This is a genomic window from Verrucomicrobiota bacterium (assembly GCA_037139415.1).
In the GTDB taxonomy this organism is placed as follows: domain Bacteria; phylum Verrucomicrobiota; class Verrucomicrobiia; order Limisphaerales; family Fontisphaeraceae; genus JBAXGN01.
Genome location: JBAXGN010000018.1, coordinates 1 through 16,454, shown reverse-complemented (window position 1 = coordinate 16,454; position 16,454 = coordinate 1). Strand labels below are relative to the sequence as shown.

General features: G+C 57.9%; 11 protein-coding genes. 3 read left to right on the top strand and 8 right to left on the bottom strand.

Features of this window, described 5'->3' with window-relative positions; genetic code table 11:
- Positions 1–567 precede the first annotated feature (567 nt).
- The 4 genes from WCO56_05020 to WCO56_05005 all read right to left on the bottom strand — a co-directional run bounded on the left by WCO56_05020 (position 568) and on the right by WCO56_05005 (position 8,576).
- Positions 568–1,872 (bottom strand): hypothetical protein, encoded by a 1,305-nt coding sequence (locus WCO56_05020; GenBank protein ID MEI7728907.1) that lies wholly within the window; start codon positions 1,870–1,872, stop codon positions 568–570.
- A 39-nt stretch (positions 1,873–1,911) separates the two neighbouring features.
- Positions 1,912–3,948 carry a hypothetical protein gene (locus tag WCO56_05015; protein MEI7728906.1) on the bottom strand — a complete coding sequence of 679 codons (2,037 nt, stop codon included), beginning with the start codon at positions 3,946–3,948 and terminating at the stop codon, positions 1,912–1,914.
- Positions 3,949–4,524: 576 nt separating this feature from the next.
- Entirely contained in the window at positions 4,525–6,816 is a 2,292-nt protein-coding gene (locus WCO56_05010; GenBank protein ID MEI7728905.1) for a hypothetical protein, read from the bottom strand.
- A gap of 305 nt (positions 6,817–7,121) precedes the next feature.
- A complete protein-coding gene (locus WCO56_05005) occupies positions 7,122–8,576 on the bottom strand; it encodes an IS4 family transposase (GenBank protein ID MEI7728904.1) in 1,455 nt (484 codons plus the stop codon).
- A 53-nt stretch (positions 8,577–8,629) separates the two neighbouring features.
- On the opposite strand from WCO56_05005, the gene WCO56_05000 reads away from it, so the two are divergent.
- Positions 8,630–8,965, top strand: a complete 336-nt coding sequence (locus WCO56_05000) for a DUF6788 family protein (protein ID MEI7728903.1) — start codon at positions 8,630–8,632, stop codon at positions 8,963–8,965.
- A gap of 102 nt (positions 8,966–9,067) precedes the next feature.
- On the opposite strand, the gene WCO56_04995 is transcribed toward WCO56_05000, so the two are convergent.
- Complete coding sequence (locus WCO56_04995; protein ID MEI7728902.1) at positions 9,068–10,915, bottom strand: Calx-beta domain-containing protein; 1,848 nt, start codon at positions 10,913–10,915, stop codon at positions 9,068–9,070.
- Positions 10,916–11,268: 353 nt separating this feature from the next.
- On the opposite strand from WCO56_04995, the gene WCO56_04990 reads away from it, so the two are divergent.
- Both WCO56_04990 and WCO56_04985 read left to right on the top strand, forming a co-directional pair.
- Positions 11,269–12,210 (top strand): hypothetical protein, encoded by a 942-nt coding sequence (locus WCO56_04990; protein ID MEI7728901.1) that lies wholly within the window; start codon positions 11,269–11,271, stop codon positions 12,208–12,210.
- A 66-nt stretch (positions 12,211–12,276) separates the two neighbouring features.
- Positions 12,277–14,487: a hypothetical protein gene (locus WCO56_04985; protein MEI7728900.1), complete on the top strand. Its 2,211-nt coding sequence runs from the start codon at positions 12,277–12,279 to the stop codon at positions 14,485–14,487.
- A 260-nt stretch (positions 14,488–14,747) separates the two neighbouring features.
- Here WCO56_04985 and WCO56_04980 read toward each other — a convergent pair whose 3' ends face one another.
- The 3 genes from WCO56_04980 to WCO56_04970 form a co-directional block, all read right to left on the bottom strand.
- The gene (locus tag WCO56_04980; GenBank protein ID MEI7728899.1) at positions 14,748–15,443 is read right to left on the bottom strand and encodes an exopolysaccharide biosynthesis protein; all 696 of its coding nucleotides are present in this window, start codon (positions 15,441–15,443) and stop codon (positions 14,748–14,750) included.
- Positions 15,444–15,479: 36 nt separating this feature from the next.
- Entirely contained in the window at positions 15,480–15,731 is a 252-nt protein-coding gene (locus WCO56_04975) for a hypothetical protein (GenBank protein MEI7728898.1), read from the bottom strand.
- A gap of 172 nt (positions 15,732–15,903) precedes the next feature.
- Complete coding sequence (locus WCO56_04970) at positions 15,904–16,254, bottom strand: HPF/RaiA family ribosome-associated protein (GenBank protein ID MEI7728897.1); 351 nt, start codon at positions 16,252–16,254, stop codon at positions 15,904–15,906.
- Positions 16,255–16,454: the final 200 nt, after the last annotated feature.

Sequence of the window (16,454 nt, the reverse complement as noted above, 5' to 3'; positions counted from 1 at the left end):
AATGAGGGAACATGGCAGAAATATTATCTGGCAGAAAAATTAGAACAGGAAAACAGGAACTTGAAGAAGACAGGATGAACGGGATGGACAGCATGGATAAGTCATCAGTGAACAGTAACCAGTAATCAGAAAAAAGGACAGGATTGGCGGGGGAGGGAGCGACACCAGATTCTGAATGAATGACCGGACAAGACGGTTGATCGTTGGAACCAGGAGCGAGAAACGAATGAGCCAGTTCAAGCGCGGAGTGAGTCAAAAAAGAAAACTTTTGATCGCGGAAGAATTTTGCTGGTTGATAATGAACCTTTAATGAATGAATCCTTTTTCACCAATTCTTCCTGGATTTATCCACCAAACCCACGCCGCCGGCCAGGCCACCCTCTACCGCAGAGACTTTAACGCCAAACCCCGCCCGCCGCTCCGCTGTTGAGCAGCGCCGGGCCTCCCCTCACCCTGGCGCTACCAGCTAAACTGTTTCTTTTATTTAGGTTGACCCATTTTTTGCTCTACCGTAACCCTGCGACCAAACTCGTTTTCACCTTTTCAGTCAAGAATCCTTAAGAGCAGCTATGGCTGCGGCGGAACGTCCGGCCTCACAAGCGATGACTTCTCGGACTTGCGGAATTCTTGAAGGCTTTGCGGCATGAACGGCTTGTTGGTTTTTAAATAAGGCGCAACCTCAATCTTTGGCCACTCACGCGGCATTGTGCCGTTAAACCAACAAAAAGACCGCAGGCACCGCTTGTCGGCGTCAATCTCCACTTTAAGTTCTGCGATAGCCAAATTATTCCTGGGCGGGCACTTGATCCACTCGATGTAAGATCGGGGTATCACGTATTTTCCCATTTCCACCGGCTTGGTGACACGGTAGGGTGGTATGTCAGCAAAGAAATCCGCCGGTGTTCGGCCCAGCTTGTGCACCGCATTCCGCGCCATCGCCACCATCTCCTCATCGTTCATCCGCCATTCCCCGACATAATCATCCACTGTGGCACCACGCCGCCTGAAGCGCAGATCGGTGTGCCCAAACCCGCGAATGAAATAGGTTTTCCGGGTAAAAAAGCCCTCCACATAGCCATAGGAGCCAAAATTGAAAAAATAATCGTTGGTGAGGCGCAGGGTCAAAAACTCCCCCGGCTTACATTCATACTCCAGTACATCGTTGGTGGTGATCGGCACTTTCACGGGCAGTTCAAGTTTTTCGGCAAACGCGGAAACTTGCGGCAACACAAAGGACATCAGGGCCTGCACATAGGCCGGATTGATCTCCGACCGGGGATGCCGCCATTTTGGCGTGACGGAGATTTTAGGCGGTTCCCGGTCAAAGACTTCCGACAGCAGACTGAGATGCACCATCGTTTTGCGTTCCGCGTCAATTTCCATTTCCACAGTGCCCCATGGCGAAAGGCTTGGCCATTTGAAAAGGTAATGCGGAATGGTGTTGGTGCCATCGGTGGGGGGCAAAATTACTTCTGGCTCCAGGTCCATGAGGCTTTGCTTGACAGAATACCCCAAGGCCGAGACATTTTTACGCGCTAGCTGAACCGCCTCGTCTTTGGTCATCTTTAGTGGCCCGATAAAACTCTCGGGAAAGGTGGGCGAATACTGGTTGTTACGGTAGTTATGAGGTTTGTCATCAAAGAGGTACACGTGACCATGGGCATACCAAAAGACCATTCCGTTGGTCAGTTCTAAATCGCATTGCATGGGTGCCGTTTGATCCACCGAAAACCGGCGGATTTCGGCCGGCGTAATGGGGTGAGAGACCGGCAAGTCAAGCGCCTTGGTATAATCGGAAAACTGCGGCATCACCGCCAAGAACAACGCGTTGCTATATTGTAGTGTTACCTGAAGCAAATCAAGAGTCATCATAACATCATAAAAAATTCAAGACCTTGCGGTCATTCAATTTTACCAGAATACATCGTTGTATTCATTCCAGTTTAGACCGGTGTACCCGCGAACCACAAACGGCTCTTGTACGGCGTCAAGAGAATTGTCTTTTGCAAACTGCAGAGCTGCCGATAGTGGCATTGGCGACCGGATACCAATTGCCCCGGTCCAGCTATTGACAAACTGCGAACGGAAATAACTGAAACCGTCGCGGATCGTGCCGGAAGTGATATCACCTAGAGAATTGAGCGTTCCGGTACCGAGGTTAAGATCCGCGCCCCATCCCACAAACGCGCACGGACGGATTTTATTCTTAGTGAAGTACAATATGTTGGTGATGGTGGAGGTCGGTATGCCAAAAGCTTTAGGCCAGAAAGTGCCGTCTGATTTGCAACCATCCATAAATACGAACCTAAAATTATGCGCATTTGTCCGGACACTCTGATGGAGAAAGGTTTCTACTTCACTGCTCTCCAATACGTCGTCTTTGTTGTCCCCCATTGCGTCCGGACAGCCATGGGCATATAGATATAGGTTACGGACACAAGGATTGGTCAAACTGTTCTTCAATAGCTGCCAATCGCTCGCACGTTGGCCGTAATTGGTGCCCAAACAGCTAAGGGCGAGGAGTTGTCCGGGTTGCCGAGCCGGTGGCACGGGAAGAACTTCATTTTGAGTGGTCATTGCTTCGGCCATCATGGCAATCGTGTCAGTAGAATTAACCCATGTGTCGTAGCCCGTCATGTTGGCCGGAAACATGTCTAACCGTGCTGCCACCCAGCCGCCTTGCTGGGTCCAATTATCCAAATGCAGTAGTTTGATGGGAAGAAGCTTCTGGGCAATGGTCGCGCTGGTGTTCGGGTCGGTGGTGGTCAGCACTGACGCATATTGAGAATCGGTATTCGTGATGCCGCCAGGTCCAACCAGATTCCAGTCAAATTCAACGGACCCGTCCGAAGTCTGACCTGATACGCTACCGATATATTGTTGCTGGCTGTTGTAAACGTCCAGTTGCCAGTTCACCTGCGGTGTGGCGGACATCGCCACGAAGGCGCAGGCGCCAGAACCGGTGTTATCTTGCCCAAAACCATCCATCCAATTTGGATAGGAAATTTCATTAGAAACAGTCACTGAAATCGGTTCACTAGACGCCGAGAAAAATGGGTTCACTCCGCTTCCCATGCCCCCCGAATTCCATGTCGCCTGAGCCTGAATCAAATGGGGCCCGTTAAGCAGGCGTCCGGTGTCTAAAGTGAATTTTAGGGGCCAGGCAAATGGCGCGGCAAGATCGGCGACTGCGGGTAGAGGAAGGCCATCAGCAGAAAAAGTGATATTGACCAACCTTCCGTCGCTTCCATCTGGAGTTGCTGCTTCGATTTTGAATTCAGTTACGTTTGACAAGACGCCGCTGTCCTGAATGCCAAACAGTTGCACGCCGTTCTGCACGACCTGATAAAACCCCGCGTAACGGTTGGTAGAATCGGAACTCTCCCCGCTGTTTTCCTGTCCCATTGGTCTTGGCCCGCCTTGGAGGCGATTCAGGGCGGCGGTGCGGAGGGTGTTTCGCATAGTTGCCGCATTCAACACCGGTGGTAGCGGGGGCGGCAAGGGCACCAAGCGACTGCGAGTCACTGTTTGCCCGTCTTTTACGACGGTAACATCCTCATAAACCGGTTTTGCCGCTACGCCCGCCGATTGAAGCGTCATGGCATTCAAGGGAGGCGGTCCACCACTACCACCATTGGTGCCACTGCTAGCGGCATTCGTGGGATATTCCACTACCCCCAAATGCAACCAGGAAGTCCAGTTAGTTTCCGTGGCCGCCGGGAAGCCGTTGGTCAGCGTTTGCCAGGGGGTATTGGTGCCCAGTGTGCGCCGATACTGAACAATGTAGGTTTGTCCTTCAACGCTCGGCCACGCAAGCAGCACGTTGGTGCCTTGGACCGCGAGTTGCAGGCCTGGAATGGCCTGGACTCGGCATCCTGATAGGATGACCGTCGCAAGCACGAGGCCTTTAATAAAGTTAGGTAAGTTCAGTGGTTGTTGTTTTTTCATGAGATCCTTCCAATGCTTGAATTTTGATAAGGAACAATGCCCGCAACCCCGCACCCCGAGTAGTTCTGATTCGCCCAGTTATGATTGTTACATGGCACCGCTTCATTAAGACCAGTTATTACCGTAACGCTGCGACGATAGCAATATTAACGATGTTACAATTAGATGACATTAGGAAAATGGTTCAAACTCGAACTCCTGACTTCAAATTTCTAATTTCGCATTTTCATTGTTGGCCAGATAATCTTTTTTGCCAAAAAAGGGGGCATCATAACAATGCCTCGGCTGTTTAGCGAAAATTGTGTGGCTCGCCGCCATGCCACGGCAATTGCGCGTTGAATATCCCGGTGCCATCTGCCAAGTGATGTCGCGTGGAGAACGGCGGGAAGGCATTTTTCCACGACGAGGTGGATCGTCAGGATTTCCGGGTCCATGCCTATTGTCTTATGCGTATCCTTGGAGCAGCTTTCCCTGGTACTTGGTAGCCCCGGGGCATCGTCCGACTTGGGTTTGGATGGACTGGTTAATGGGGAAACATGAAATTGCCCCCGTTTCTTTTTCTTTCTGAACAGGAGCTTACTTTTCCGCCAATTCAATGAACGGCGACGGGCCGCAGGACCAGGCGGCGGTGTCAATCTTCAGACGGATGCCGCCGGGGATGGAGGCCACCGGCAGCGCGTCGCGCCGCTGGCCGTTCATCGCCAGCGCCCAGGCGCGCAGCGCAGGGGCATTCGGGGCGCGGGCGAGATCAATCGTGAAGCGGCCCGTGCGCAGCAATACCGGCGGCTTGCCGACCTGGCGCAGCACCACGCCGCTGTCATCCTCGTAGCTCTCGCCGCTGTTGCGCGCATCGGTGGACACCACCAGCAGCAGGCGGTGCGACAGTTCCAGCGTCTTTCCGTCCCGTGCGGCCATCGTGATCGAAGCGGGAACCGATGCCGCCGCGACCGTCAGCTTGCCCGCCTGCGGCACGCCGGCAAACGTCTCCGCACAGATTCCCGCCAGCGCCGGAGCGTTCACGGTCAGCCGCTTGCCAGGCGCGTCGAGCAGGATTTCGCCCGTCTCGCTTTCATAGATTTTCTTTGCCGCATCCGTGCGGTTGCCTTGCGGCAGGATGCCTTTGGCGCGCAACTGGGCGACCGCTCCGGCGAACGTGCCGCTTTCGCTGTCCACAAGCGTCGAGTGAAAGGCGGAATCAAGCGACTTGGTTCCATCTCCGAGCGGCACCTGCAACGTCGCGGGAACGGACGGCACCCGCCCTTCCACCGCGACCGCCAGGCCGGTCAGCAGGCCGATCCTCGTCTGGTCGCCGCTGATGCCCCGCTCAGAATGCTTCAGGGCCAGATCGCGGCTCACCGGAATATCAACCCGGTGCGGAGCCGCCGCCACCGCTCCGCCCATGAAGGCGAGGCCCGCGACCACCTGGCTGGCGCGCGCCACCGGATCGAGACCTACCCGGAACGGCCCTGCCTGCGACGGCTTCAATGCGACCGGCCAGGCATGGGCGGTCAGGATGGACATATTTTGAAAGCTGCCATAGGCGCCGACCGACAAGCCCTCCTCGTAGCGGTAACGGTTCCAATACACATGGCCGTACTCCATCACCCCAAAAGGTTGCCCGGCGATGCGCGCGGAGGCGATCCCCCGCCACCAGTTCAGAGCGTCGGCCAGGGAGCTGTTCGGAGACGTTTTGCCTTTGGGGCCGAAGGCACCCTCGGGGTGGGCGAAATAGCCATGCATGGAAACCAAGCCGGCGCGCGAGCGCGGCAGATACAGGCGCAGGGCGTACAGCCAGTCGTATTGCGTGAACAAGCCTTGATAGCCGAAGGACCGCAGCTCCTGCTCCATCCACCCGGCGCTCTCCTCCTCCATCTGGTTGATGAACTCGGCCACGATCCGCCCCCGCGCGCTGTGCCACACGTCGTTTTTCGAGAAGAAGGGCGCCTTGCCGATGCTGTCAACTTTCGGATCCGAAAGAACCCAGGCCTTCCGGTATGCGGCAACGTCGGCGAAGCGCTTGGCAAGGAAGGCCCGCCACAGCGGCAACAACGCATCCGGCACGCCGCCCCAATCCGATTTGTAGCTTTCCAAGCCGGTGCTGGTCTCGTTCACGCCGAGTATCGCCACCACCTGTGGATCGTCAACGAACCGGGTCTTGGTGTAGGGGTTGACGCGCGTGAACAGCGCCTTGACCGCATTGTGCCAGTGGCGGCGCGCGACGGGATCATAATAAAGGCGCGGTTTCATGCTCGGCACCCCGTTCTCCGGATACCAGCAGTTCGCGGGGTAGCAGCCGGTCCAAGAGGTCATCGCGTCGAGATACAGGTAAACGCCGCGCTTTTTCAGTGCCGCCACAAAACGGTCAATGATGTCCAGGTTCTTGGCATTCAGAAAAGGTTCCCCCGCCTCCATGCGGCGGTCGAAATCGGCCTGCGCTTCCTTGGAAAGTTTCTTCCCCCAATACGCCTTCTGGTCCGCCGCGAACTGATCCAGGAAATGCAGGCGTACCAGGTTATAACCCTGCCGCGCGATCGTGTCGGCCAGGGCTTCGATTTCCTCCGGGTCCTTGGTGGGGAAGCCCGAGACGCCGAAGAAGCGCACCGGGCGATCCGGCTGGCTGGCAAAAGCCAGCGTCCCATCGGGCCGCGCGATGATCCGCCCGCGGCTTCCCGCCGGAGCGTGGTCAAGCCATGCCGAAAAATCCAGCGCGGTCCCCTCTTTCACAGCGAGATCGGCGTCGGGAAGCGCCTTCCAGTCAGCGCCTGCGGCGATCACCAGGCCGGCAGGCTCCGCGAAACCAAGCGTTGCAAATAGATGCGCCGCGATTAGAAGTGAAACGACGCCGATGGATCGTTTGAAAATTGACATGCGTAAGAGCTTCTCCAAATCAAAAATATCTACCTCACCAAATTCTGCCCAGTCCACTCAGTCCCGCCCCGCCCCGTTGTATCACTGATCGCTGATAGATTTGCTTGTTTGAGCCATGCAGACCTTCTATCGCTGGACTTGCCGCGATGCGGTTAGAGAACATTGCTTTTTGAATCGCGCTCATATCCAAGCACATTAATCCGGCGGATGGGGCAGTCAAGACCGGTTATTATTGTTGAGAGTTTACTTTCCGGCACGCTCCGTGTTTCACTTGGCGCAGAAAACGGGTCTGACCCGAATGGCGCTTAGTTTAGGCGCTTGAAATTACGGGGTTTGTTTTTCCAGTAGCGGTTGCGGTGCAACCCTTCTTTGTATTGATGGCGTGGGCGGGTTAATAAGGGATAGGGTTTGGGGCGCCGTTTGACGGCGCGCGGCTCTTGGCGGTGTGGCCGATCCGGCAACTGGTCGCGCACCAAATTGAGGAGTAAATCCGCCCAGAGTGCGGCCCGCATCTTTTGGGAGCGTGCCTGGGCCATCGCGGCACCGTAACGGCGCAGGGCATCCACAGTGCCTTTGAAGCTCACCCGCTCCAACTCCCCCTGATGCGCGGCCACCGCTTCGGCCATGAGGCAACGCACCAAATTGTACGCGAGCAGATAGGCCAATAGTTCTTTTTCCACCATGGCTGGCGTCTGGCAGCGCAACTGTTCCATCCCCATGGTGGTCTTCAGGTCGCGCAGGCATAATTCCAGCCGCCAGCGCCGGGCATACAGGGCGATCAACGCTGCGGCGGAATAACGCACGGGGTCCAACAGGGTCGTCACCAAGGTAATCCGCCGACAACGCCGGCCCCGGATCGTGGCCGTGAAGCGAATCACCCGCACCGTGATTTGCGCCGGCAAGTCCTGCCACTGCTTGGCGTCCAAAATATTGGACTGCTGAAGGCCTTTGCGCCAGGTAAAGAGCCCGTCGTTTTTACCCAGCCGCCGGGCTTTGCGAAAATCCACCTTCCGGCCCTGGTGGATGCGGGCCACGACGTCCACGCCGCGCTCCGGCAGTGACGCCAGCGTGATGTAATCCCCATACGCCCGGTCGCCCAACAGGATGTCCCCCGCGCGCAGCTCGTCGTACAACTGGCGCAGCAGGCGCAAATCATGATTGTACAGGCTGGCCAGGACCACCGCCAGCACCGCCCCGCTGGCCAGCGAATAGAGGACCAGGAACTTGAGCACGGGAAAACCGCAGCCGGATTTCTGGGTGCGGGGTTGGGGATACGCCTTCTGGTTGGCCGGCGTGTCCGCCAGTTGGGTGGAGGAGCCATCCACCACCTTGACCGGGCGGCCCTGCAGTTCCCCGCCCTTGCCCACCCGGCGATCGGCGGTTTGGGCGCTGGCCGCTAGGCAGCGTTCCAACGTCTCGCGGGGCAGGCGGCGGCGGGCCTGGCAATAGGCGCTGGTACTATCGTCCACGGGACCGCGGCCCAGCAGGCGGAAGAGTGCCTGCACCAAACGCACGATCTCGCGGCAGGGCGTCTTAGGCTTAAGCACCTGGCAGAGAAAACATTGCAGGGTGAGGGCCAGGGTGAACACGCGCGCGCGGCTGTGGTCCCCCTCGTCCTGCTGGGACAGGAGATGGGCGGGCAGGATATCGGCCAGATAGCGCTCCAATTCGGGCAGGGAGGCGCGGCGGACGGTTTGGACGGCCTGGCGGCGGCAGGCGGCCAGGCGCGGGCGGAACTGCGGAAAAAAAGGCGTCGTCATAAATAAAGCGGTATATATACCGCCTTATTGACAGGCCTGCTAGACTTATTGGCATGAAACAAACAGTGGCGGACCTGGAACGGAAGTATGCCCGGTTGCGGACGCGGTTGGGCGACGTGGGATGGATCAGTGAAGGCTACGCGCAGGACCGGGGGCCGGGCGCGGGCGGCCCGCATTACCAATGGACCCGCAAGGTGCGGGCCAAGACGGTGAGTGTGGCCTTGTCGCAAGCCCAATACGCCTGGCTGCAAACCGCTATCGCCAACTGGCGGGAGGTCCAAGCAATCCTCAAGGAGATGCAACGCGTGTCACGCCAGGTGCTGTTCCAAACCATCCCCAACCCGCCTCGCCGTAAACGCCTAAGCAAGAAAGTTTTAGGCCTTATCTAAGCGCCATTCGGGTCTGACCCCTTTTCCTGTCAGTGCATTCATTCCCAGAGTGGTACCCAAAAATTTCATCAAGCCATGGAACATATAGGAGGTATTTTACAATTAATTTATCCGGATGACCCGGTAAAACCGTCGTGCTTTTTTAAGTGTGTCGATATCCACGTGATGCACTCCAACATCTGGACCGTTGGTACCGAGAATGGTCCACTTAATCAGGTCATCGCTGGCCTCAATCCGGACATCGGTAAAATTGGTTTGGGACAGTTGGAGGTTAAAATAACCTTCGGGCAAACGGCTTGATCGGCAAATTTGGTCATTATCGGCAATAGTTGCCACTGCCAGACTTGGATTGCCTAAACGATATGAGGTACTGGAATTGGTTTGCAGTTGGAGGATCACCGTTTCCGTAGGCGCGCTTACCCCGTCGTTCATCGGCCGGACAGTTATTCTCACGGAATTTTGTTCCGCCGGAATAACGATCTGATTTGTTAACCACTCATAATCCACGCCATTACTGGCGGTGCCGCTGATATTGAGAACCACAGGTAGCTCAGCCGCCAAATCGCCTTCTGACCGACTGATCATGAACGCCGCGGTATTCGTACCATTTACGATATAATATTGCCAGTTGGTTCCCACAAAACCGCAGGTGACAATGGCGCGATTGGTTCCTTTGCACGCAAACGCATCCACCGCACGAATGCACACCAGCGGTAAATTGGTATTTTGGATGGCTGGCGGATTGGTATAAGAGCCGATGTTCACATATACGGGTGCAGACGTACCATAACCAGAACGCGTGTCCTCCACCCGCACTTGGATCATGTATTGGCCCGAAACAGCGTTGCTCCACGTAATCTGAAATTCATTGGTCACGATGTTGTTCGCCGTGCTGACAAGCAGGTTCGTATTGTTGATGGTTGAGCCCAGGGTGCCATTGACCATGAGCCGATAAGCGCTAACCCGATCATCCTCATCCCATGCACGCCCTCTGATTGCGATTATCTGGTTGGTATTAAACCAGGCATTGTTTGTGGGTAAATCCACCGTGCTTTGCGGTGGCACGGTGGGATCATTATTGTAAATACGAATGCTCGAAGAGGATTGGCTATCCACTCCATAACAGGCGGAAACACCAGGGCAATTGGAGGGGATAGCGATATTGACTGCTACATATTTTATCGGCTCCCAGGCATTGTCATCCAATGGAATAATTGGCATTTGGACTCGATCACTCCCGGCTGGAATAATCACGCTTTCCGGTAACGGGACAAAATTCACACCACTGACTGCAGCGTTTCCACCGATCCATTGATATGGATAAACCACCAGGGGTTCGTCCGTCACCCGGTCCCGCCATAAAATCACCATCCCGGAATCACCGTCTTCGGAAGCGCGGGTGACCACCCCAAAGGCGCTTACGACGTAAGGTGGTGCGTTGCTGGTGATGTCAATAGTGCGGTTAGGACTCATCACTTGTGCTCCATAAGAATCGGTTACTTGGCAAGTAAAATTTACCCGCCCGAGCGGCAGGTTGCTCACCGAATAAATGTACATATTCGATAAATTCGTGGTCGCATAGTTATAGATAAAAATGGATTCTGGATCATCCTGTGTGATTGGACGTCCACTGCCTAATAATTGGGATGCCTTGTAAAAGGAAACATCCGTGACCGTTGCTCCATATGTTGCTCCCACCCAAGCCACAAGTTTGATGGTAGTATTAGTGCCATAGGCCAGATAGTGATGCGATGGTTTAACCCAACTTGCGGTAGCGGCCTTGCCCTGACCAAGAGAGCTCAAGAGCACTAATACCATCCAGAAAACCGGCCTTAATCGGTTCTCACGGTTCATTGGAAACACCATTGTATGGACGTTGACACGCGAAAATACCTTTTCCTTACCAGACGCGATGCAACCGCCTAAGCCACGCCTTTGTTCAGTGCTCATCGTAGGAGTATACTTCACTAAGATGTTTCAGTCAAGATTGAGACAACGGAATTTTTCGCTTGAAAAAACGAAAGGGAAAAGGGGCCGTTCAGACTATAACAACTGCCCGCTGCTCACGCGAACCCGCGCGAATCTTCCTCTTTTCCACATGCGTCCCATCTGTCCCCTCGGCACCCACCAGTTGCCTTTCTCCCCGCTCAAAATTCACGCTTGCCCCGTATCTACATTGGCGTAAAACTCCCACTCATGCGCACACGCTGCATAATATATGATGGCGAGCCAGAAGTAATGCTCTCTTATCGCAACGCGACAAGCGTATGCATCCAGGGTGCCATAAAGCAAATTCCTATCAGGTGAGCGAGTTTCTCGACAGCATTGCCCGGCTTTTCCCAGAGACGGATGGGTTCTGTCATCCAGATTGGAAAGCGATTGCCGAACAGGTCGAGAGCCGGTTTCCACGGGAGGAATGGGATGAGTGGTTCACGGAAGCGGCGCTGCATTGGGTGGAGTTGGTGGTTGAAAAAGCCAAAGGCGAGTTCTATTTGCACCAAACTGACAATTCCATTTTACTGAGTCCGGAGTCGGAGGAAAAAGTTGAAGCGATGTGCCACTTCTGCGAGTCGGCCCGGAAAGACATCCTGAATCGCCTCAAAGGCATTGCAAAGAGTTGGGGCTACGGCAAGTGCGTGATCTTCATGTTTGCCGGCGAGCAGGACTATTACCAGTACATCAGCCACTTTTACAAAGACGGGGAGCATGCCCTCTCGGGCGGGATTTTCATCGCCAGCGGCGGTTATGACCACCTGGCCTTTGTCGAAAGGCCCCGGACACCGTATCAGGCGATCCTACGCCATGAATTGGCCCACTCGATGGTATCTCACCTCTGTTTGCCGGTCTGGCTCAATGAGGCGCTGGCCATGGCGATGGAGAACCGCCCCTTCAAACTCAACGCCGAGTTGCTCGACCGCCACCGGGCTTGCTGGAACGAAAAAAACATCCAGCAATTCTGGTCAGGGACGACTTACGACGAGCCCAAAGCCCAGGAATTAAGCTACCACCTGGCCCAAGTGTTGCTGCGCAAGATTCAGGAGGATCTCCATCCTTCAGAAATGCAAATGGCTGTGTTCGTCAACGTTGCGCATTTTAGCGATGCGGGTGAAGAGGCTTGCTGGCGGGTGTTTGACTTAAGTCTAGGCGACCTCATGGGCGACTTCCTTGGTCCTGGCCATTGGGCGCCCGGCCCGGAGCAGTGGCCGCGAGCGCCAGAGGCGCCACCCAAGATGGGGGCTTTATGAAAGCGACTGCATCGATCACACCAAAAACAAATGGGGCTAACTTTTAATTTGGACGGTCCGCACTCCATGAAATTCCCAGAAGTGCCACCAGTGACTCAGCGTGCCCTTGGCTTGGCCGTGCTGTGCAGCGCGGCCTCCTTGCTGGCCTTCGAGGTGGTGCTCACGCGGATCACCTCGGCGTTCTTCTTCACCCACCTGACCGCGCTGCTGCTCGCGGGCTGTCTGGCGGTGTTGGGGCTGGGGGCCGCCTTCCTGCATCGGTGGGCGGCGGTGCGGCCGGTGTCCGGGCAACTGTTGCTCTGGCTCACGGCGCTGGGCGCATTCTCGGGCGTGGTCGCCATGGTCTGCGCCGTGAACGCGCCGTTCCTCTTTCTGGCTGGTGCGTTCGCCGGGCCGTTCTTCCTCGCCGGGGCCTTCGCCGCCGGGGCCTATCGCCTGTCGCCGGCACCCTCGACGGTGTTCGCGTTGGAGGCGCTTGGCGGGGCCAGCGGGGCTTTCCTCGGGCCATGGCTACTCACGACGTTTGGAGATGTCGCTGCGGCATTCCTGGCGCTGGCGTTGCTCGTGCCGGCGGCGCTGGCGCTCCTGCCAGCGGCGCGGAACCGCCGGCCGCTCTGGCTGCTCGCGCCGCTGGTGGTTCTGCTGCCCGCGCAGCTCGCTACGCCAGGGGGGCTCCTGTGCCTAGACCCGCTGGCCACGCCCGGCGCTCGCTCGCACCTGGTCGAGCAGACCCTCGCGCGGCACGGCCAGGTGGTGCGCACGCGCACGGATAGCTACGCGCGCACGGACCTCGTGCAGACTGACGAGCGGTGGGTGCGCTACCTCTACACCGATCGCATGTACGTGGCGCGCGTCGTGCGCTGGGATGGGCGCGCACCGGAGTTCCCTGATGCGGAGGCCAACACACTGGCGCGCCTGAAGCGCCTGCCGTTTGGGGCGCTGCATCGGGCGCGGGTGCTGGTGCTGGGCGCGGGCGGCGGCTACGATGTGGCGATGGCGCTGCAAGGGGGCGCGTCCGAGATTGACGCGGTGGAGGTCAACGCCGCGATGCTTTCGTTTGTGCGCGAACTGGGCGCGTTCTGCGGCCGGGTTTACGACCGTCCGGAGGTGCGCGTGCACGCCGACGAGGCCCGCCGCTTCCTGCGCGCCAGCACCGCGCAATGGGATCTGGTGCAATTGTCGCTGATGCAGACCGACCCGGCGGTCCTGCACTCGCTCGCGGGCGTCCAGAACTGGGTGATGACGCGCGAGGCGGTGCTGGGCTACTTCGAACATCTGTCTCCGGGCGGCACGCTGGCGGTGGTGCAGAACACGCCGGAGATCGCCGATCGCACGATCGCCACGCTGACCTCGGCGTTGGTGGCCCGCGGCGTGGCCGCGGCATCCGTGGCGGAGCACCTGGTGGTCCTGGCGCTGCCGGATCAGGAGCGCAATCCGTTCTCCCAGCTTCTGCTCGCGCGCGCCGTCCCGTTCACAGCCGGCGAGCGCGCCGCCCTCGCCGCCAGCGCCGCGGCGGTGGGCGCCCGGCTGCGGACGGCGGAGCCGCGGCCGGGGGCTTTCGGCGTGCCGACGGACGCACGGCCGTTTTTCTACGAGCCCCATCCGATTTTGGTTGCCCTCTACGCCGTGCTGGCGCTGGGCGCGTTGCTGGCGATCTGGCGCCTGTTCGTCCGGCCACACCGCCGAAGCCAGCCGCTGGCGCGCCGCAGCCTGCTGCTGGCCATGTTGCTTGGCGCCGGGCTGATGCTGGCCCAGGCAGCCCTGCTCGCCGACGCGCAGTTCCTGCTCGGATTCCCGCCGCTCGCGGTCGCGTGGACCGTGGGTGGGTTGCTCGCCGCGTCGGCGCTCGGCGCGTTGCTCGCCCTGCGGCTGCCGTGGAGTTCGGGCGCGGTTCTGCGGGGAGCTGCGCTGTGCGCGGTGGTCGCGCTACTAGGGTTGGGGCTCGTGGGCCCGACGGCACCCCTAGCCATCGCGACGCCCCCGGCGCTGGCGCACTTGTGGGTCGCGCTGCTGGTCCTACCGCTGGGGTTAGTGGTCGGGCCGTGCTTTCCGGCGCTCCTGCAACAGGCGGGCGGCGCGGACGGGCAGGATCGCGCGGCGCTCTATGCCGTTGACGGCCTCGGTGCCGTCGTTGGCGGTGGCGCGGCCGTCCTACTGGCCGCATTCGTCAGCACCCTGGCCGTCGCGCTGGCCGCAGCCGGGTGCTATGCGCTCGTGGCTCTGCTGGCCGGCCCGGTGAGCAGGGCTGCATCAAGCGCGTTGGTGCGTTACGAATAATACGCGGTGAGAGGGCCTGTGGTTCCGTACCCCCTCACCTCTTTCCTCTCCCTCGGGGAGAGGATTTTCATCATCCGGCTGAGGGAATCGGCTTAATCGCTTCACTTTATTTCGAGTAATCCCGCTGCCATGGGAACACCTGAACAGCCGCTTCCAGCTTGAACCAAACCGAGCTTGATGCAGCCCTGCCCGTCGAGTGGATCGACACCATCACGGTTGTGCTTCTGGCGCGGAGCGAGAAGAATCGGGGAGTTTTGATTTCATAATCCGAAAATCGTCCGCCATAGATTGTCGAGGAGATGCACACCGCCAAAGGCGAGCAGCCCGAAATAGGCGAGGGTCGCGGTGAACATGGCGCAGCCGGCCAAAAAGAACAACCCATCCCGCTCCATCGCCCCGGCGGCCAGCAGAACCACCGTAAGCGCGGGGAAACTGTTGGTCAGTGGAATCGGAAGGGGTAACAGCAAGAATAACCCCGACAGCATGATAAGGGTGCCGGCGATGCGCCGGTAGATCCACTGCCCATGCAAAAAATCCAAACGCGGGCGGAGCAGGAATTCCAGCCAACGCACCACCCGACTGGCCGTCGCCAGCAGCCGCGCGATAAACCGGGCAGGCAATTCCCGCTGCAAGAGTTTTTCCGGCAACCAAGGCTGTTGCCCCAAGGCCAGCCGTGCGCCAATGGCCAAAACCATTAAACCGAACGGTGTCGAAAGACCCGGCAGCGGGATGGGCGTAAGAAACGGCAACCCAATGAGCAGCAGCAAAAGGTTGAAGCCCCGGTCTTGCGTGGCTGAGAGGATTTCGGAGAGTCGCACCGGTCGGTCGGCGAAGCGCTGCGCCAAATCCCGGAGATCCTGGGAAAAACGGGACGGCACCGTAAGCGCCGCCGGCAGGGGCGCTAGCAACGCCGGGATGACGGGCGTCGGTAACGGTTCAGGGTGGATGAGTGGCATGATTTTGAGGCCGTCAGGATTGCCAGATTCAATCATTCAATCCACCATGCGACCACCCGCCATGCGACTCTGGGTTAGTTTCAACGGGGCGTTGGCCCGGGCGGATAAGTCCTTGATGAATTTGACGGAGCGCTGGCGTGCCGCGCGAATTTGCCGGCGCGTGGCCCGCACGGGCGGGGTCAAGACTTGTTTCGTCAGTTCGATGGCCCGCAGCGGGACAGACGCGGCCAGCGCCAGGGTGTTCGCCGGCAAATCCGCCAGCGATTTCAGGATGAATTTCGTTTTCATGTATTGATCTTATTCCAAATCGCTATCAAGATGAGACTAATTCGCTGGTCTTTTGAGCTGCTGGCTTCGTTGCTCGCTCGTTACAGACCGCTGCGGGTATGCGCCTCGCTCGCGTCTCGCCAGCCGCCCAAAATCCTGTGCGCCTTAGCCTCAGCTTGAAAGCTCATTGGAATTATTGGCCGGCCTTCTTACGACAGAGCCCCCGATCTTTTAGCCGGAGTTGTTGCCGGGCCGTTCGCAGTTGGAACTGGTGAGTGAGGTTTTCGGCCAGCTTGCGCCACGCTGCCAGCAGCGTATGGTCACTGGCCACCGCATGGACGTCGGGCCCCGGCACGGCGAGGTGCGCGAAGACACGATAACCCGGCGAGGTGTCGCGCTGTTGTTCCAATACCACGCGCGCCGTGGAGATGGGAATCAACCGATGGAGCGCGTTCAAGCTTTGCTCAATGAGCAAGTCCAGACCGCCATTGTTACGCATTCCGCGAGCTTGCACTTGCAGTTTCATGTTTTCTATTTTTTGCATAATCGAATTTCTTTATTTGGTTAAGGTTTTTTGTTTTTCCGGAATCCGAGCCAGCGTCCGTGCCAGTCGGTCACCATTATTGAAGTGCGAGCAGCAACTGCGGCCGTTACCTACCTGCGGGCGGTGGCCGCAATTCAGTTGCTCACGCGGTCGAGTAGGACTGAGGCGCACGCAACCTTGCGGTCCATGTTTCCTCAGTC